Genomic DNA, 18,665 nt, shown 5'->3' with positions numbered 1-18,665 from the left:
CATCGACGCCGTGCGAGACGCGGCCCGACCGTATCGACAAGCCCGCAGGCGGACGACCTCGCGGGCAGGAGACAAGCCCTGTGACATCGCCCGTGACCGTAGGCGTGATCGCGAACCCCGCATCGGGTCGCGACATTCGCCGCCTGACCACGCACGCTTCCGTCTTTCCGACTGCCGAGAAGGCCAACATGGTCGTGCGCCTGCTCGCGGGCCTCGGCGCGCTCGGCGTCACGCGCGTAGTGACGCTGCGCGACCGCACCGGCGTCGCGGCGCTGCTGCTGCGCGCGCTCGACACGCACGCGGCGGTCGCCGCGCACGAGCGTTGGCCGCAGGTCGAGTTCGTCGATCTGCCGATCACGGACAGCGTCGCGGACACGCATGCGGGCGTCGCGCACATGGTCCGCGAAAAAGTTGCGCTGATCGCGGTGCTCGGCGGCGACGGCACGCATCGCGCGGTCGCCGCGTGTTGCGGCGAGGTGCCGTTGCTCGCGCTGTCCACCGGCACGAACAACGCGTTTCCCGAGTTGCGCGAGGCGACCGTCGCCGGCATCGCGGGCGCGCTCGTCGCGACCGGCGCGGTGCCCGCCGAGACCGCGCTGGTGCGCAACAAGCGGCTCGTCGCGCGCTGCGTCGAAGGGCCGAACCGCGGCCGCGAGGAGATCGCGCTCGTCGACGTCTGCGTCGCGCGGCAGCCGTTCATCGGTGCGCGCGCGATCTCGGACAGCGCCGGCATCGGCGCGCTGTTCCTCACGTTCGCGCCGCCGGACGGCATCGGGCTGTCGTCGATCGGCGGCGCATGGGCGCCGGTCGGCCGCGACGCGTCGCACGGTTTGCACATGACGTTCGCGGCGGATGGCGAGCCGGGCGGCATGCCGCTCGTCGCGCCGATCGCCCCGGGCCGCATCGGGCGCGTGACGATGCGCACCTGCCAGCGGCTCGAAGTCGGCCTGCCGACGCCGCTCGAAGCGCGGCACGGCACGCTCGCGTTCGATGGCGAACGCGAGATCGAGCCCGCGCGCGGCGACCGTTACGAAGTGACGCTCGACTGGCGCGGCCCGTTGACCGTCGACGTCGCGCGCACGCTGCGTTATGCGGCGTCTCATCAGATGCTGCGCGACGCGGCCACGTCCGGCCGCTGACCCGGACGACAACGAAAGGAGACACCCCCATGGACGAACCCCTGAAAGGCCGGATCGCGATCGTGACCGGCGGCGCGCGCGGCATCGGCCGGGGCATCGCGCTCGAACTCGCGCGCGCCGGAGCGGACGTGCTGCTCGCGGACCTGCTCGACGCGCCGCTCGCGAAAACCGCGAACGACGTGCGCGAGCTGGGCCGCCGCGCGGCGCTCGCGAAGGTCGACGTCACGCAGTCCGCGCAGGTCGACGCGATGATCGCGCAGGCCATCGGCGAACTCGGCGGCCTCGACATTCTCGTGAACTGCGCGGGCGTGATCTCGATTCATCCGGTATCCGAACTGACCGAAAAAGACTGGGATTTCGTGATGGACGTGAACGCGAAAGGCACGTTCCTCGGCTGCAAGGCGGCGTTGCCGCATCTGCGCGCGCAGCGGCGCGGACGGATCATCAACGTCGCGTCGATCGCGGGCAAGGAGGGTTTCCCGAATCTCGCGCACTACAGCGCATCGAAGTTCGCGGTGGTCGGCTTCACGAACGCGCTCGCGAAGGAGGTCGCGCGCGAAGGGATCACCGTGAACGCGATCTGTCCGGGCATCGTGCGCACCTACATGTGGGACCGGCTGGCCGACGAGTGGAAGAACGCGGGCGAGTCGGTCGAGGAGTCGTGGCAGCGCCACCAGTTGACGCTGATTCCGCAGGGGCGCGCGCAGACGCCGGAGGACATGGGACGGCTCGCCGTGTTCTTCGCGACGATGGACAACGTAACGGGCCAGGCAGTGAACGTCGACGGCGGCTTCACGTTCCATTGAGATCGCGCCGCCGCCGCAGTGACGCAACCATGAAAGAAGCGTATTCCCAGCTTTGGATGGGACCGGAGCAGGCGCTGACGCGCCGGCTTCATTCGACAAGGAGACAACCATGTCTGTATCGACCCAGTTGAACCGGGAGCAGCTACTGAAGGCGTATCGCTCGATGCGCACGATCCGCGAGTTCGAGGAGCGGCTGCACGTCGAGTTCGCGACCGGCGACATTCCGGGTTTCGTGCATCTGTACGCGGGCGAGGAGGCATCCGCGGTCGGCACGATGACGCACCTGAACGACGCCGATTATGTGGCGACCACCCATCGCGGCCACGGTCACTGCATCGCGAAGGGCGTCGACGTGCACGGGATGATGGCCGAGATCTACGGCCGCTCAAGCGGTTCGTGCCGCGGCAAGGGCGGTTCGATGCACATCGCGGACCTGTCGAAAGGGATGCTCGGCGCGAACGGGATCGTCGGCGCGGGCGGGCCGCTCACGTGCGGCGCGGCGCTCGCCGCGAAGCTGAAGAAGACCGGCGGCGTCGGCGTGTGTTTCTTCGGCGACGGCGCGTCGAACCAGGGCGTGATCTTCGAGTCGATGAATCTCGCGTCGGTGTGGCGGCTGCCGGTGATCTTCGTCGCGGAGAACAACGGTTATGCGGAAGCGACCGCGGCCACGTGGTCGGTCGCGTCGGACAACATCGCGGACCGCGCGAACGGCTTCGGCATGCCGGGCGTGATCGTCGACGGCTTCGACTTCTTCGCGGTGCACGAGGCGCTCGGCGAGGCGATCGCCCGCGCGCGCAGCGGCGGCGGCCCGACGCTCGTCGAGGTGAAGTTGTCGCGCTACTTCGGCCACTTCGAAGGCGACGCGCAGACCTATCGCGCGCCCGGCGAGGTGCAGAAGCTGCGCGACGAAAAGGATGCGTTGAAGCGTTTCGAAGAGCGCGTCGTGCGAGCCGAACTGCTGCGCACCGACGACCTGCGCGCGGTCGATGCGGAAGTGAAGGCGCTGATCGACGACGCGGTCGCGAAAGCGAAGGCCGCGCCGCTGCCGGCGGCGGAAGAACTGCTGACCGACGTGTACGTGTCGTATCCCTGAACGGCATGCGCGAGTGGACACCGAAACGAATCGAGGAGCGAGACATGGCACGGAAAATCAGCTTTTCGCAGGCGATCAACGAGGCGCTGTCGCAGGAGATGGCGCGCGACGACAACGTGATCGTGATGGGCGAGGACAACGCGGGCGGCGCGGGCGCGCCCGGCGAGCAGGACGCGTGGGGCGGCGTGCTCGGCGTGACGAAGGGGCTGTACGGCAAGTATCCGGGGCGGGTGCTCGACACCCCGCTGTCGGAAGGCGGGTTCATCGGCACGGCGGTCGGCGCGGCCGCGTGCGGGCTGCGGCCGGTCGCGGAACTGATGTTCATCGACTTCATGGGCGTCTGCTTCGACCAGATCTTCAACCAGGCGGCGAAGTTCCGCTACATGTTCGGCGGCAAGGCGGTCACGCCGGTCGTGATCCGCACGATGCAGGGCGCGGGGCTGCGCGCGGCCGCGCAGCACTCGCAGATGCTGACGTCGCTGTTCACGCACATTCCGGGGCTGAAGGTCGTCTGCCCGTCGACGCCGTATGACGCGAAGGGACTGCTGATCGAGGCGATCCGCGACGACGACCCGGTGATCTTCTGCGAGCACAAGCTGCTGTACAGCCGCGAAGGCGACGTGCCGGAGGAGTCGTATTCGATTCCGTTCGGCGAGGCGAACATCGTGCGCGACGGCGACGACGCGACGATCGTCACCTATGGGCGGATGGTCCACTACGCGTCCGACGCCGCGCAGAAACTCGCGGCCGAAGGGATCGACGTGGACGTGATCGACCTGCGCACGACGTCGCCGCTCGACGAGGAAACGATCCTCGAAAGCGCGAGCCGCACCGGCCGCGTGGTGGTGGTGGACGAGGCGAATCCGCGCTGCTCGATCGCGACCGACATCGCCGCGCTCGTCGCACAGCACGCGTTCCGCGACCTGAAGGCGCCGATCGAACTGGTGACCGCGCCGCATACGCCGGTGCCGTTCGCGGGCGTGCTCGAAGACCTGTACATCCCGTCGGCGGACCGGATCGCGGCGGCCGTGCGCCACGCGAGGAGCTGACGCCATGCCGATCCACATGATCACGATGCCCAAGTGGGGGCTGTCGATGGAGCAGGGACAGGTGAACGGCTGGCTGAAGCCGCTCGGCGCGCGCGTCGGGCGCGGCGACGAACTCGTCGACGTGGAGACCGACAAGATCGCGTCCGGCGTCGAGTGCGCATTCGACGGCACGCTGCGCCGGCAGATCGCGAACGAGGGCGACACGCTGCCGGTCGGCGCGCTGCTGGGAGTGGTCGCGGACGACGAAACGCCGGACGCGGACATCGACGCGGCAGTCGAGGCATTCCAGCGCGACTTCGTGCCGGCGACGGCGGCCGACGCGGACGCCGGCCCGCAGCCGGAAAAGACCCAGATCGGCGGGCGCACGGTCCGCTACCTGAAGATCGGCGACGGCGGCGGCACGCCGGTCGTGCTGATCCACGGTTTCGGCGGCGATCTGAACGGCTGGATGTTCAATCACGCGGAGCTTGCGGCGGGGCGGACCGTATGGGCGCTCGATCTGCCGGGACACGGCGAATCGGGCAAGGCGGTCGAAAGCGGCAGCATCGACGAACTCGCGCAGAGCGTGCTCGATTTTCTCGACGCACAGCAGATCGGCCGCGCGCATCTGGTCGGCCATTCGCTCGGCGGCGCGGTCGCGATGACGGTGGCGTCGATCGCGCCGCAGCGGGTCGCGTCGCTGACGCTGATTTCGAGCGCGGGTCTTGGCGAAGAAATCAACGGCGCGTATATCGACGGCTTCGTCGCGGGGACGAACCGCAACGCGCTGAAGGCGCCGGTGCTGAATCTGTTCGCGGACCCGGCGCTCGTCACGCGGCAGATGATCGAGGACCTGGTGAAGTACAAGCGGCTCGAAGGCGTGCAGGACGCGCTGAAGAAGATCGCCGCGCAGGCGTTCGAAGGCTCGACGCAGCGGCGCGTGCTGCGCGAGCGGATCGGCGCGCTTGCGCCGCGCACGCTGGTGGTCTGGGGCGACGCCGATCAGGTGATCCCGTCAAGCCATGCGGCGGGGCTGCCGGAGGCGGTGCGCGTCGAGGTGCTGGCCGGTTACGGCCACATGGTGCAGATGGAGGCTGCGGCCGACGTGAACCGCCTGCTGAAATCGTTCTTCGACGAAGGGACTTGACGACGGCGGCTGCGAATCACGCGGCCGCATCGGTCAGTCCGCTGCGCGCTCGCGGCGCGCGCTGATCCGCGCGAGATACACGGCCAGCCCGGCGCCGGCGATCACGAGGCTCGCGGTATTCGCGATCCAGAACCCGCGCGCGCCGGTCATCCACGACGGCGTCGCGCCGATCACGTCGAAGCCGAGCAGATAACCGCCGCCGAGCCCGACGCCCCACAGCGCGACCGCGTAGATCACGGTCGGCACGACCACGACCTTGTATGCGCGCAAGGCGAACGCGGTCGTGACCTGCAACGCGTCGAATACGTGATACAGCGCGACGATCGCGACAAGCGGCATCGCGGCGAGCGAGACCGCCGGGTCCGGCGTATAACCGCCGATGATCAGCGGCCGCAGCGCGAACACGATCGCCGAGTAGCCGCACGCGATCACCACCGCGGTCGCGATGCCGTGCCGCGCGAGCCTGCGCGCCTGTGCCGCGCGCTGCGCGCCGAGCGCCTGCGCGACGAGCGTCGAGGTCGCGATGCCGATGGACAGCGGCGTCATGTACAGCACCGCGCCGAGGTTGCCGGCGATCTGGTGGCCGGCGAGCGTCGTCGTGCCGAAGCGCGCGATGAAGAGTGCCATGAACGTGTACGACGTCACTTCGATCAGGTACGACAGCCCCATCGGAATGCCGAGCTTCAGCAATTCGGCCTGGCGCTTCCATTGCGGCCAGCAGAAGCGCTTGAAGATTTCGAACGGCGCGAACACGTCGACGCGCGTGAGCGCGAGCACGGCGAACGCGGCGAGCGCCCAGTTGAGCGCGGTGCTCGCGAGCGCGCAGCCGGGGCCGCCGAGCGCCGGCACGCCGAGCCCGCCGAAGATCAGCCACTGGTTCAGCGGCACCTTCAGCGCGAGCGCGCCCACTTGCAGGATCATCACGAGACGCGGCCGTCCGACCGCGTTCGCGAGCGAACTGTACACGCGGAACGCGAGGCTCGCGGGCAAGCCGAACGACAGCAGCCGCAGATAACTCGCGGTGCGCTCGTGCAGCGCGGCGGACGGATGCGCGAGGTCGAGCAGCGGGCCGGGGAAATACAGGATCGCGAAGCCGATCACGACGAGCGCGAGGCCGAGCCACAGCGCCTGGCGCACTTCCTCGCCGATTTCGAGGTCGCGCCGCGCGCCGTACAGTTGCGCCGCGACCGGCTGCAACGCGGTCAGGATGCCGGTGAGGCCGATGTAGACGGAAATGTAGATCGACGAGCCGAGCCCGAGCGCCGCGAGGTCGAGCGCCGAGTAGCGGCCGACCATCGCGGTGTCGATCACGCCGAACGCGATGATCGCAAGCTGGCCGATCAGCACCGGCCACGCGAGGCCGGCGATCCTGCGCAGGTCGTTGAACATCGGGCGTCTCAGCGCGGACGCTTGCGCCACGGGCGGGGCTTCGGCGGCGGCTTCGGCCGGTCGACGCGCACGTACAGCCGGAACCGCTCGTCGCGGTCGGCCGCGCGGCGGCCTTCCCATACCATCTTCCAGATGTAGTCCGGCATCGGGCTCGGGTCGGTGTAGTCCTGGGTGTCCTGGCGCAGGATCACGTCGCAGTCCTCGTCGAACGAGAAGTGCATGTTGCCGAAGTACGCGAACGTCGCGATCTGCGCGTTGCCGAGGCGCACCGGCGAGATGCACGAATAGTCGTCGGGCAGATGGGTCGCGATCTGCTGCGCGACGTCGCGATACGTGCGGCTGTAGTTGACGACCGGCAGCCACAGCGTCATCAGCAGCACCCACATCAGCGTGGTGCCGCCGCTCGACAGCACGACGCTGCGCCACAGCACCTTCGGATGCCGCGCGACGCGCCACTGCACGAGCGCGAACCAGCCGAGCGTCACCGCGACCGCGAGCATGAACGACAGGATGTTGAACTGCGGCACGAAACCCGGCACGAGCCGCGCGAGGTTGCGCGCCATCGGCGCCGGGAAGCCGATCATCCCGGCGAGCCACACGAGCCACACGAACGTGCCGAGGATCGTGAAGCTCAACACCGCGAACCAGTCGATCGCGTTGATCGCGCCGCGCTTCAGCGTGGGCAGCGCGAACGCGGCGAGCGTCGCGAGCGCGGGCAGCACCAGCATGAACAGGCGGTTCGTCTCGTGGCTCTGCACGATCACGAGGATGAAGAGGGGCACGATCACCGACAGCGGGATCGCGATGTGCGGCGCGCGCCGCAGCCCCTTCCAGCTGAACCACGCCCACAGCGCGAGCGGCCACGCGGGCCACGTGAAGAGCGGCAGGTTCTTCGCCGCGTAGCGCAGCACCGGGCTCGGCGGCCCGGAAAACGCGTTCGCGCTGGAATTCGCCCACTGGTTGAGGAACCAGACGGCGTCGTCCGGGTAGGCGCGCAGCGCCGCGAGCGGCCACGACAGCGACACGGCGAGCGCGACCGGCAGCCCCGCGAGCAGCAGCCAGCGCGAGCGCGTTTCCGGCGCGATCAGCAGCATCGCGAGCGTGCCGACGAGCAGCGAGCCGCCCAGCACCGGGCCGCTCGACAGCATCACGACGCCGATCGCGAGGCCCCACCACAGCGAGCCCTGTACCGGCTTGTCGATCGCGCGCACGAGGCCGTACACGAGCATCGCGATGCCGGCGAACTGCATCAGTTGCGGCGTCGTCTCGTGGCCGCGCTCCGCTAGGCCGAAACACGCGAGCAGGATCAGCACCGCGCCGTCCGCGAGCGTGCGGCCGTAGTCGCGCGGCTCGGGCTCGCCGCCGAACGCGTATTTGAACGGCTGCACCTCGGCGCGGCGGCCGAGCAGGTACGCGCTGTACCAGACGAACGCGCACGCGACGCAGAACAGCACGCCGGTCGCGACGCGCGACGCGTTGCTCGCGTCGACCCACGGCGACAGCGCGCGGATCGACAGCGCGCCGGGCCAGTAGCCGAGCGGGCCGTCCTCGGTGATGTATTTGCCGACGAGGTTCGGCAGCAGCCAGTCGTGCGGCGTGCCGCCGGCCATCGTCCACATCACGCCGAAGCCGGCCGCGTCCTCGTTTTTCCACGGGTCGCGGCCGAACAGCCCGAACGACGCGAACACGATGCAGAGTGCAAACAGGAGCCAGCGCGGCAGCGCGCTGGTGGCGGAGGCGGTCAGTCGGAAGGCGGCTGGCTTCATGCAGTACGAAGAATCGGGTGAGCGGGGCGGCGGCGCGCATCCGGCGCGCGCGGCGACGCGCTAAAGGGTCCGGAGCATCCGGCATTGTAGTCGCGCCGGCTCGCGCGCGTCAGGACGCCGGGTGCGGATCGCGCGGGCGCCGGACGACGGTGATGCGGCGACCCGGCGGTCGGCGGCGATAAAAAAAGGGCAGCGAACGCTGCCCTTTTTTCCGTGCGGGACCGGCATTGGCAGCCGGCGCGCGACACTTACTTCGCGATCTTCGCCGAAGCGCGTGCGCCGAACTTCTTGTTGAACTTCTCGACGCGGCCGGCCGTGTCCATGATCTTCTGCGTGCCGGTGTAGAACGGGTGCGATTCCGACGACACTTCGATCTTCGCGAGCGGGTAGGTCTTGCCGTTGAATTCGGCGGTTTCGCGCGTGTGGATCGTCGAGCGGGTCACGAACCGGAAGTCGTTCGACACGTCGACGAACAGGACTTCGCGGTAATCCGGGTGAATGCCTTCTTTCATGATGGTTCCTTTAATCTGGCGGTAGCCAACCCGCGCGGCCCAACTGCACGTTCTTCGTACAGCCTCGGCACGAGCCACTTGCCTAAGGTCGAAAAGCGGCGATTATGCCAGAAAATCAGCCGGTTGGCGATTTTTTCGGCGGCCGTTTGCCGCAGGCCGGCGGCGCGTGGAGGTCAGCCCGACAGGTCGAGCGCGCCGACGCGGGCCGGGTCCTGCCGGTAATAACGCGCGAGCAGCCGGTAAAGCTCCGGATATTCGGCCTCGAACGCATGCGGCTGCACGAACAGCGCCTCGCTGCACACCGCGAAGAACTCGGACGGATGGTCGGCCGCATACGGATCGATCAGCGATTCGCGCTCGAAGCGCGCCCAGCGCCGCTGCGGCACCGCGTCGACATGCGCGCAGAACTGGTCGTACGCGTGGTCGAACACGTCGGACCACGCGTCGTCGCCGAGCGGCGCGTGCCAGCGGCGATAGAGCGGCGGATGGCCGTCTGCGTAGCCGTTCAGCATGTCGATCTTGTGCGCGAACTCGTGGATCACGACGTTGTACGCGTCGAGGCCGTCGGTCATCTGCGCGTCCTCCCACGACAGGATCACCGGGCCGCCTTCCCACGCCTCGCCGCTCGCGTCGTGCTCGACCTCGTGCACGACGCCGTCCTCGTCCTCCACCGTCTTGCGGATCACGAACTCGCCCGGATACACCACGATGCCGACCCAGCCGCGATACAGGTCGAGGCTCAGGTTCAGCACCGGCAGCGACGCCTGCGCGGCGATCGCGACGATCATCCGGTCGGTCAGTTCGAGGTCGTGCGCGGTCGAAAACTCCTTCTGCGCGATGAAGAGGCTCGTCAGCTCGCGCAGCCGCGCGAGATCGGGCGCGTCGAGGTGCGCGAGGAACGGCAGGCCGTCGAGCGTCGCCTGCCATAGTGCGTCGTCGATCGCGAACGTGCGCAGCGCCTTTTCGCGGCGGCGCGAATCGAACCAGCGGGACAGTTTCGAAAGCATCGGTTGGGGTATCGGGTCAGTCGATCTGCTTTTGCCAGGCGGCGAACAATCCGCCGCAGACGGCAACGCCGATCAGGAAATAAAAGCCGTCGAGCGAACTGAGAAAACTCGCCTGCTGCGCGATCATCCGGTCGATCTCGATGAGCGCGAGACCTTGTGCTTCGCCCGCGCCGCGGCCCAACTGCTCGAAGCTGCGCGCGAGCGTCGCGAACGTGCTCTGGAACGCCGGATTGAACGGATTCGCGGCTTCCGCGAGCCGCGCCTGGTGCAGCGCGAGCCGGTGCTGCTCGACGATGATCACAGTGGCAGTCGCGAACGAAAAGGTCAACTGGCGGACGATGTTCTTCAGCCGGTAGCCGTGCGTGAATTCGTCGATCGCGAAGATGCGGAACGTCAGGTTCGCGACCGGCAGCACGATGAACAGCAGCAACAGGCCGCGCAGCAGCAGCGGCGCGATGAGCCACGACTGGCCGACGCCGGGCGTGAGCCGCGTCATCCACGCGGCCGCGAACGCGGCGAGCGCGAAACCCGGCACGATGATCCATTTCTTGCGCGGCAGCAGCTTCGCGTAGCGGAAGTACGCGAAGAGGGCGGTCGCGGAGATCAGCGACGTGACGCCGACGAGCCGCCCGGCGTTCTCGACCGGATAACCGAGTCCGCCTTCGAGGAAACGCGAGATCAGATAGCTGAACGCGGTCGTCTCGTAGTAATAGAACACGTACAGCACGAGGCCGGCCTGGAAGGTCTTGTCGCGCAGCGCGGCGAGCCGCATCAGCGGCTTCGGATGATGCCACTGCTGCCAGCCGAACCACCCGAGCGACAGCACGCCGGCGGCGGTGAGCAGGATCAGTCCGGGCGATGCGCTGAACAGTTCGAAGCGGACCTGCTGCATCACGATCTGCAACGCGCCCTGGGCGAACGCGAACAGGATATACGGCCAGAAATGCGCTTCGCCGCGCTCCTCGGGTGCGACGTGGCCCGCTTCCGGCAGCGCGAGCAGCGCCAGCACCGCGAACAGCACGCCGGCCGGCGCGGTGCACGCGAACAGCATGCGCCAGTCGAAGTGCGAAACGAGCAGGCCGCCGGCGAGCGGCGCGAGCGCGCTCGACAGCACGATCAGGATCAGGAACGCGCGCGTCGCGACGGGACGCTGCTGCGGCGTGAACGACAACTGGATCAGGATGCGGCAGGTGCCCATCATCGGGCCGATGAAGTAGCCTTGCAGGCCGCGCGCGAATGCCAGTTCGACCGACGTTTCGCACAGCGCCGCGGCGACCGATCCGGCCGCGTAGAACAGCAGGCAGCCGCCGACATAGCGCCGGTAGCCGACGCGCTCGACCCACCATTGCTGTTGCAGGATGCCGAGCACCGCAGCGACCGCATACGTACTCGACGACCACACGAGTTCGTCCGGCGACGCGTTGATGCCGCCCGCGATGTAGCTCGCGAAGAACGAGAAGATCGCGTTGTCGAAGTAGTCGAGGCCGGTCGCGACCGCGAGCACCCACGGGTAGAAGTCGCCGCGCAGCCGGGCGGCGCTGAAGAGAGGCTCGCGCTGCGCGGCGGGACTCATGCGGATTCGTCGCCGCGGCGCTTGCCGCGCGGCGCGGAGGGTGTGGCGTAGTGCTGCTTCGCGCGGCGGCGGCGCGTGGCGGCGAGCCGTTCGTCGATCAGCGTATCCGCGTTTTCGCCGGCGAGGCGACGCTGCACATAGTCGAGGTCGTGCATCAGTTCGGCGCGCACCGTCTGCGCTTCTTTCAGTTCGTGGCGCACCGACGCGATCCGCGCGTCGAGCGTTTCGACCTGCTGCCGGAGCGCCGCGCCGATCTGCTGCAACGATTCGAGCGAATAGCGGTTGCTGCCGCTTTCGTTCGGCTCGACCGGCCGCTTCAGCATTTCGGTGATCCCATGCAGCGAGAACCCGAGCGCACGCAGCCGCAGGATGCGCGCGAACCGCTCGATGTCCTCTTCCCTGTACAGCCGGTAGCGGCCTTCGCTGCGCGACGGCGTGACGAGGCCGCGTTCTTCGTAATACTTCAGCGTGCGCGGCGTGACCTGCAGACGCACGGCCGCGTCGCGGACGGTGAGCAGCGCGGCGGAATCCTTTTCCTTCGACACGGGTGGCCTCCGTTGGACGTGCGCGGTTGAACCTGCGTGAAGCTGGCGGCGATTATAGCGAAACGTGGACGTACACGTACAGGTTTGGGCGGCGGCGGCGAAGAGGTTTGCTGGTGGCTGCGGCCGAAATGAAAAACGCCACGGCAAGCCGTGGCGTTTTCGTGTGCGGATGGCGCAGCGGTAGGGCTTAGCCGCCGCGGCGCATCATCTCGAAGAACTCGGAATTGCTCTTCGTCTGGCGGATCTTGTCGAGCAGGAATTCCATCGATTCGACTTCGTCCATGTCGTGGATGAACTTGCGCAGCACCCAGATCTTCTGCAGGATGTCCGGCTTGATCAGCAGTTCTTCGCGACGCGTGCCCGACTTGTTCAGGTTGATCGACGGATACACGCGCTTTTCCGCGAGGCGGCGTTCGAGGTGCACTTCCATGTTGCCGGTGCCCTTGAACTCTTCGTAGATCACGTCGTCCATGCGGCTGCCGGTTTCGATCAGCGCGGTGCCGATGATCGTCAGCGAGCCGCCTTCCTCGATGTTGCGCGCCGCGCCGAAGAAACGCTTCGGACGCTGCAGCGCGTTCGCGTCGACACCGCCCGTGAGCACCTTGCCCGACGCCGGCACGACCGTGTTGTATGCGCGCGCGAGACGCGTGATCGAGTCGAGCAGGATCACGACGTCGTGCTTCATTTCGACGAGGCGCTTCGCCTTCTCGATCACCATTTCGGCGACCTGCACGTGACGCGCGGCCGGTTCGTCGAACGTCGACGCGATTACTTCGCCGGCGACCGAACGCTGCATTTCCGTCACTTCTTCCGGCCGCTCGTCGATCAGCAGCACGAACAGCACGACGTCCGGATGGTTCTGCTTGATCGCGTGCGCGATGTGCTGAAGCATCACGGTCTTGCCGGACTTCGGCGACGCGACCAGCAGGCCGCGCTGGCCCTTGCCGATCGGCGCGATCATGTCGATGATGCGGCCCGTCACGTTCTCCTCGCCGCGCATCTCGCGCTCCAGCAGCAGCACCTTGTTCGGGTGCAGCGGCGTGAGGTTCTCGAACATGATCTTGTGCTTCGACGCCTCCGGCGGCTGGCCGTTGACCTTGTCGACCTTCACCAGCGCGAAGTAGCGTTCGCCGTCCTTCGGCGTGCGCACTTCGCCTTCGATCGTGTCGCCGGTATGCAGGTTGAAGCGGCGGATCTGCGACGGGCTGATGTAGATGTCGTCCGTGCTCGCGAGGTACGAGGTTTCCGGCGAGCGCAAAAAGCCGAACCCGTCCGGCAGCACTTCGAGCGTGCCGTCACCGAAGATCGTTTCGCCCGTCTTGGCGCGCCTCTTGAGAATCGCGAACATCAACTCCTGCTTGCGCAGGCGGTTCGCACTTTCGATCTCGAGGCCATTCGCCATCTCGATCAATTCGGACACGTGCAGAGACTTAAGCTCGGATAAATGCATACGGAGAACCCGCCGGGGAGGAGTGCGACGAAATGGAGTCTGGGAGGAAAGAAGTGAGCGGAACCGCTCGAAAGACTTTTATGCGCCTGTCCAGCGCTTTATGAATTCTAGCATAGCACATGCGAAAAGCCGCCAGTGCGGCCTTCCAGCATGTTTTCAATGTCCGTGTTGCCGATGGACAACACGGACTGCGAGCCTGCGCACAGCGGGCGCGCAGGCCCTGCGGCCAGTTACAGGTGGCTGTCCAGGAAAGCGGTCAGCTGCGACTTCGACAGTGCGCCGACCTTCTGCGCGGCGACTGCGCCGTTTTTGAAGAGGATCAGCGTCGGGATGCCGCGCACGCCGAACTTCACCGGCGTCGATTGATGCTCGTCCACGTTGATCTTCGCGATTTGCAGGCGATCGCCATAATCCTTCGCGACTTCGTCGAGGATCGGCGCGATCATCTTGCACGGGCCGCACCATTCGGCCCAGAAGTCCAGCAACACCGGCTTGTCGGATTTCACGACGTCCTGTTCGAACGATGCGTCGCTGATATGCTTGATTTGTTCGCTCATTGTATGAATACCTCTTCCGAATCGAGGCTGACTGAATTGCCCGCCACGATACACCAAAACCAAAAAATTATCCGGGGGTGGGCGGGTCTTGTTCCGTCCGCGGGGCGGGTGTTTCCCGCCGCCTCATCGGGGCGTTTTGGCATGCCGCCGTTCCGTCCCGATGAAATTTTGACGCCAGTTTAGCCTAAATCACTATGCGCTGCCGACGGTGATAGTACGCATGTCGGTAGCAGGGTTACCTCGCGTACAGAACCGTGCACATAACGTTCCGTGCGCCGGTTTCGCGCGTGTTCGCTGCACGTCGCCGACGCGTTTTCGACGGCAAAGTCACGCTTCCTATATAGCGTTGTCCAATGCGGCTGCAAGGGGGCCGGCGACTTTTCTCGGGCCGCCTGTCGCATTGCAGCGCGACCGATGTTAGAATGCGACGTGACGGGCCTCCTCGCATGGAGGGGCGGTCAACCTGGTCAGGTCGGGAACGAAGCAGCCACAGCCGTTTTCCACCAGTGCCGAGGGTCGGGCTCGTCACCTTCCTCTTTTCCGCTTTGGCATTCGCCTTTCTTTGGCATTCGCCTTTTCTCGCGGAACATTCGATCCAGTTGGACATCGCATCAGCACCCGGCAATGTGCGGCCGCGAAGCGATCGCGCATGCGCGAATCCCGTGTCTGGTCGGCGTTTCGGTGGCCCGGCGATTCATCGGTGCGCGCGGGCGTTGCTGATACAATTTCCGGATGACCTATCAAGTTCTCGCACGCAAGTGGCGACCGAAGGATTTCGCTTCGCTCGTCGGACAGGAGCACGTGGTGCGCGCGCTCACGCATGCGCTCGACGGCGGCCGCCTGCATCATGCGTATCTGTTCACCGGCACGCGCGGCGTCGGCAAGACGACGCTGTCGCGGATCTTCGCGAAGGCGCTCAACTGCGAGACCGGCGTGACCTCGACGCCGTGCGGCGTGTGTCGCGCGTGCCGCGAGATCGACGAAGGCCGCTTCGTCGATTACGTCGAGATGGACGCGGCGAGCAACCGCGGCGTCGATGAAATGGCCGCGCTGCTGGAGCGCGCGGTGTACGCGCCGGTCGATGCGCGCTTCAAGGTCTACATGATCGACGAAGTGCACATGCTGACGAACCACGCGTTCAACGCGATGCTGAAGACGCTCGAAGAGCCGCCGCCGCATGTGAAGTTCATCCTCGCGACGACCGATCCGCAGAAGATTCCGGTGACGGTGCTGTCGCGCTGCCTGCAGTTCAACCTGAAGCAGATGCTGGCCGGTCATATCGTGTCGCACCTCGAACGGATTCTCGGCGAGGAGCAGGTCGCGTTCGAATCGCAGGCGCTGCGGCTCCTCGCGCGCGCGGCCGACGGCTCGATGCGCGACGCGCTGTCGTTGACCGATCAGGCGATCGCGTATTCGGCGAACCAGGTGACCGAGGAAGCCGTGCGCGGGATGCTCGGCGCGCTCGACCAGAGTTATCTGATCCGGCTGATCGACGCGCTCGTCGCCGGCGACGGCGCGGCGGTGCTCGCGATCGCCGACGAGATGGCGCTGCGCAGCCTGTCGTTCTCGACCGCGTTGCAGGATCTCGCGAGCCTGTTCCACCGCATCGCATGGGCGCAGTTCTCGCCGGCGTCGGTGCTCGACGAATGGCCGGAGGCGGCCGATCTGCGCCGCTTCGCTGAAGTGCTGAACGCGGAGCAGGTGCAGCTTTTCTATCAGATCGCCACGCTGGGCCGCAGCGAACTCGGGCTCGCGCCGGACGAATACGCGGGTTTCACGATGACGCTGCTGCGGATGCTCGCGTTCGAGCCTTCGATTGCGGCCGGCGGTGCGGGCAGCGCGCCGGTGTCGAAGCCGGGCGCGGCGGCTGCTGGCGGACGTGCGGCTGCGCCGGCGCTGGCCTCGGCTCGCGGGGTTGCGGCAGGAACAACGCGTGCGGTCACGAATGAAGTTGCGCAGACGCGTGCCGTCGCCGCCGATGCGCCAGCGCCGCGCGCGGCTGTCGCGCAGCCGGGGCCACAACCCGCGCAACGCGAGGCGGTACCTGAAACGGTCGCGTCGGATGCGAAACCGTCGTCCGATGACGATAGCGAGGGTGAGCCAGCGGTCTTGAAGGAGGTGGTTGAAAGTACGCCTTCGTCGACGCGGGAAACGGCCGGCGCAACACCTGCCGCAACGGTTTTGCCGACGCCTCCGTGGGAGGTCGAGTCCGCCGCATCATCGGCAACGGACGGCAACGGGGTGGACGCCGAACCTCCGTCCGCATCGGCAACGAACCAGCCGGAGAGTGGGCGTTCCGCTGAGCCGGTTGCAGCGCCTGCCGTCGAGGACAAGTATCCCTCCAGCGAGGAAATCGCGACTTCCGCCGTTGGCGATCAGCCCCTCGCAAGTGCCGCGATACAGGTTGTCGAAGAGCGGTTAGCCGCGACTTCCGCTGACAGCGACGACCTGCCGACAGCGAACGCCGACGCTTCCGCTGGCGACGAAACCGCCCCACAGTCCGCAACCGGCCGCCGCAGCGGCGCGGGCGCGGCGCTCGACGTACTGCGCAACGCCGGCATGAGGCTGTCGGGCGATCGCGGCGGCCGTGCCTCTGGGGCGACACCTGCCGCGAGCCCCACGCCCGTAGCCGCGCCGAAAGCGGCGCCGCGCGTCGCGGTCCCCGTGCCGAAGCCCGACCCGGCCCGCCGCGCAGCCGCGATGCAGGAAGCGACCGCTCGCCAGCCCGCACGCAGCGCGCCGTCGCAGGACGCGGGCGGCGCGCCGCCGTGGGACGACATTCCGCCGGACGACTACGTGCCGGCCGGCGCCGACGACGCGTATTTCGCGCCGCCCGACGACGGCTTCGTGCCGGTGTTCGACAGCGAGCCGTCCGCGCGTCCGGCTGCGGCTTCCGCCGCGCCGGCCGCTGTCGTCGTCGACGTGAGCAAGCTGCCGCCGGGCATCCCGCTCGACGCGATCGGTTTCGAAGGCGACTGGCCCGCGCTCGCCGCGACGCTGCCGCTAAAGGGCATCTCGTTCCAGCTCGCGTTCAACAGCGAACTGACCGCGCTCGACGGCTCGACGCTGAAGCTCAGCGTGCCGGTGCCGCAGTACGCGGAGGCCTCGCAGGTCGCGAAGCTGAAGGCGGCGCTCGCGGAGCGGCTCGGCAAACCGGTCGACGTCGCGGTCGAGGTCGGACCCGCGCGCCGCACGGCCGCCGCGCTCGACGCCGCCGCGCGCGCCGAGCGCCAGCGCGACGCCGAGCGCGAGATTGGCTCCGATCCGTTCGTGCAGCAGTTGATCCGCGACTTTGGCGCGAGCATCGTGCCCGGTTCGATCCGCCCGCTGTCGCCGGACGCCGCCGGGTCGCGCGGCGCGCAGGCCACCCATTGATTGACGGGTGCGTCCGCCCGCTGCGGACGCGCCGGATTCCCGTTTTCACGATTCAGAAGGAGCAGCGAAGATGATGAAAGGCCAACTCGCCGGGCTGATGAAGCAGGCCCAGCAGATGCAGGAAAACATGAAGAAGATGCAGGAGCAGCTCGCGCAGATCGAGGTCGAGGGCCAGGCCGGCGCGGGTCTTGTGAAGGTGACGATGACCTGCCGCAACGACGTGCGCCGCGTGTCGATCGATCCGAGCCTGCTCGCGGACGACAAGGACATGCTCGAAGACCTCGTCGCCGCGGCGTTCAACGACGCGGTGCGCAAGGCCGAAGCGACGTCGCAGGAAAAGATGGGCAGCATGACCGCCGGCCTGCCGATGCCGCCGGGCTTCAAGCTGCCGTTCTGAGCGTTGCGCGCGGGCGCTGGCTGGAGCCGGCGCGACATGGCCGGGGGCGCTTGGGGGCCACTGAGCCGTCGCGTCCGCATCGACATATCGCGTATCGCGTCGCTTCGGCATGCGCAGCGCCACTGCCTGCATGATGCTGTTGTGACCCGGGGGCCGGCCAGCCGTCCGCCGCACCGTCACCCTCGACACCCGAACCCACCGATCCGTCTCGCCGATTCAGCATGAAACAACCTTCCGCCCTGGCGGCGCTCGTCGAAGCGCTGCGCGCGCTGCCCGGCGTCGGGCCGAAGTCGGCGCAGCGCATGGCCTATCACCTGATGCAGCACGACCGCGAAGGCGCGGAAAAGCTCGGCCGCGCGCTGACGTTCGCGACCGGGCATCTGCGGCACTGCGAGAAGTGCAATACGTTCACCGAGGCGCGAATCTGCGAGACGTGCCTCGACGACGAGCGCGATCCGACGCTGCTGTGCGTCGTCGAAACGCCGGCCGACCAGATCATGCTCGAACAGACGATGACGTATCGCGGGCTTTATTTCGTGTTGATGGGACACCTGAGCCCGCTCGACGGCATCGGCCCGAAGGAAATCCATTTCGACCGGCTCGTGAAGCGCGCGTCGGACGGCATCGTGAAGGAGGTCGTGCTCGCGACGAACTTCACGAACGAAGGCGAAGCGACCGCGCATTACCTGGGCCAGACGCTGAAGGCGCGCGGCCTCGCCGTCACGCGGCTCGCGCGCGGCGTGCCGGTCGGCGGCGAACTCGAATACGTGGACGCGGGCACGATCGCCCGCGCGATGCTCGACCGCCGCTCGATGTAGCCGCTGCTGCTGGCCGGACTGAACCGCTCGGCCGGATACACGCCGCGCCAACCGGCGGAATCG

16 protein-coding genes and 1 other RNA gene are annotated in these 18,665 nt (G+C 67.5%); 9 read left to right on the top strand and 8 right to left on the bottom strand.

Going from position 1 to position 18,665, the window contains the following annotated elements; genetic code table 11:
- Positions 1 to 80 precede the first annotated feature (80 nt).
- The 5 genes from BLV92_RS10150 to BLV92_RS10130 all read left to right on the top strand — a co-directional run bounded on the left by BLV92_RS10150 (position 81) and on the right by BLV92_RS10130 (position 5,213).
- Positions 81 to 1,139: an ATP-NAD kinase family protein gene (locus tag BLV92_RS10150; RefSeq protein WP_090544567.1), complete on the top strand. Its 1,059-nt coding sequence runs from the start codon at positions 81 to 83 to the stop codon at positions 1,137 to 1,139.
- Between the two features lie 29 nt (positions 1,140 to 1,168).
- Positions 1,169 to 1,945, top strand: coding sequence for an SDR family NAD(P)-dependent oxidoreductase (locus BLV92_RS10145; protein ID WP_090544566.1), 777 nt, complete (start codon positions 1,169 to 1,171; stop codon positions 1,943 to 1,945).
- 109 nt (positions 1,946 to 2,054) lie between these two features.
- Positions 2,055 to 3,038, top strand: coding sequence for a thiamine pyrophosphate-dependent dehydrogenase E1 component subunit alpha (locus BLV92_RS10140; RefSeq protein ID WP_090544565.1), 984 nt, complete (start codon positions 2,055 to 2,057; stop codon positions 3,036 to 3,038).
- Positions 3,039 to 3,082: 44 nt separating this feature from the next.
- Positions 3,083 to 4,087, top strand: coding sequence for an alpha-ketoacid dehydrogenase subunit beta (locus BLV92_RS10135; protein WP_090544564.1), 1,005 nt, complete (start codon positions 3,083 to 3,085; stop codon positions 4,085 to 4,087).
- Positions 4,088 to 4,091: 4 nt separating this feature from the next.
- Positions 4,092 to 5,213, top strand: coding sequence for an acetoin dehydrogenase dihydrolipoyllysine-residue acetyltransferase subunit (locus BLV92_RS10130; RefSeq protein WP_090544563.1), 1,122 nt, complete (start codon positions 4,092 to 4,094; stop codon positions 5,211 to 5,213).
- Positions 5,214 to 5,246: 33 nt separating this feature from the next.
- On the opposite strand, the gene BLV92_RS10125 is transcribed toward BLV92_RS10130, so the two are convergent.
- The 8 genes from BLV92_RS10125 to trxA all read right to left on the bottom strand — a co-directional run bounded on the left by BLV92_RS10125 (position 5,247) and on the right by trxA (position 14,012).
- A complete protein-coding gene (locus tag BLV92_RS10125; protein WP_090546977.1) occupies positions 5,247 to 6,602 on the bottom strand; it encodes an MATE family efflux transporter in 1,356 nt (451 codons plus the stop codon).
- An 8-nt stretch (positions 6,603 to 6,610) separates the two neighbouring features.
- Complete coding sequence (locus BLV92_RS10120; protein WP_090544562.1) at positions 6,611 to 8,368, bottom strand: ArnT family glycosyltransferase; 1,758 nt, start codon at positions 8,366 to 8,368, stop codon at positions 6,611 to 6,613.
- Positions 8,369 to 8,616: 248 nt separating this feature from the next.
- Positions 8,617 to 8,880 (bottom strand): type B 50S ribosomal protein L31, encoded by a 264-nt coding sequence (locus BLV92_RS10115; RefSeq protein WP_090544561.1) that lies wholly within the window; start codon positions 8,878 to 8,880, stop codon positions 8,617 to 8,619.
- Positions 8,881 to 9,053: 173 nt separating this feature from the next.
- Positions 9,054 to 9,887 carry a M90 family metallopeptidase gene (locus tag BLV92_RS10110; protein ID WP_090544560.1) on the bottom strand — a complete coding sequence of 278 codons (834 nt, stop codon included), beginning with the start codon at positions 9,885 to 9,887 and terminating at the stop codon, positions 9,054 to 9,056.
- Positions 9,888 to 9,903: 16 nt separating this feature from the next.
- Complete coding sequence (locus BLV92_RS10105) at positions 9,904 to 11,460, bottom strand: MFS transporter (RefSeq protein WP_090544559.1); 1,557 nt, start codon at positions 11,458 to 11,460, stop codon at positions 9,904 to 9,906.
- The gene (locus tag BLV92_RS10100) at positions 11,457 to 12,005 is read right to left on the bottom strand and encodes a MerR family transcriptional regulator (protein ID WP_090544558.1); all 549 of its coding nucleotides are present in this window, start codon (positions 12,003 to 12,005) and stop codon (positions 11,457 to 11,459) included. The genes BLV92_RS10105 and BLV92_RS10100 overlap by 4 nt, the downstream gene beginning before the upstream one ends.
- 187 nt (positions 12,006 to 12,192) lie before the next feature.
- Positions 12,193 to 13,455, bottom strand: coding sequence for a transcription termination factor Rho (gene rho / locus BLV92_RS10095; RefSeq protein WP_090544557.1), 1,263 nt, complete (start codon positions 13,453 to 13,455; stop codon positions 12,193 to 12,195).
- 230 nt (positions 13,456 to 13,685) lie between these two features.
- Positions 13,686 to 14,012 (bottom strand): thioredoxin TrxA, encoded by a 327-nt coding sequence (gene trxA, locus BLV92_RS10090; protein WP_027797264.1) that lies wholly within the window; start codon positions 14,010 to 14,012, stop codon positions 13,686 to 13,688.
- A gap of 431 nt (positions 14,013 to 14,443) precedes the next feature.
- On the opposite strand from trxA, the gene ffs reads away from it, so the two are divergent.
- From ffs to recR, 4 genes are all read left to right on the top strand, one after another.
- Positions 14,444 to 14,542, top strand: an RNA gene (gene ffs / locus BLV92_RS10085) — signal recognition particle sRNA small type.
- A gap of 202 nt (positions 14,543 to 14,744) precedes the next feature.
- Positions 14,745 to 17,387 carry a DNA polymerase III subunit gamma/tau gene (locus tag BLV92_RS10080; protein ID WP_090544556.1) on the top strand — a complete coding sequence of 881 codons (2,643 nt, stop codon included), beginning with the start codon at positions 14,745 to 14,747 and terminating at the stop codon, positions 17,385 to 17,387.
- A gap of 70 nt (positions 17,388 to 17,457) precedes the next feature.
- Positions 17,458 to 17,784: a YbaB/EbfC family nucleoid-associated protein gene (locus BLV92_RS10075; protein ID WP_090544555.1), complete on the top strand. Its 327-nt coding sequence runs from the start codon at positions 17,458 to 17,460 to the stop codon at positions 17,782 to 17,784.
- A 221-nt stretch (positions 17,785 to 18,005) separates the two neighbouring features.
- Positions 18,006 to 18,602, top strand: coding sequence for a recombination mediator RecR (recR, locus tag BLV92_RS10070; protein ID WP_090544554.1), 597 nt, complete (start codon positions 18,006 to 18,008; stop codon positions 18,600 to 18,602).
- Positions 18,603 to 18,665: the final 63 nt, after the last annotated feature.

Origin of the sequence: Paraburkholderia caballeronis (assembly GCF_900104845.1) — a bacterium.
GTDB classification, from domain to species: Bacteria; Pseudomonadota; Gammaproteobacteria; order Burkholderiales; family Burkholderiaceae; genus Paraburkholderia; species Paraburkholderia caballeronis.
This window is presented reverse-complemented; position numbering and strand designations above follow the sequence as displayed.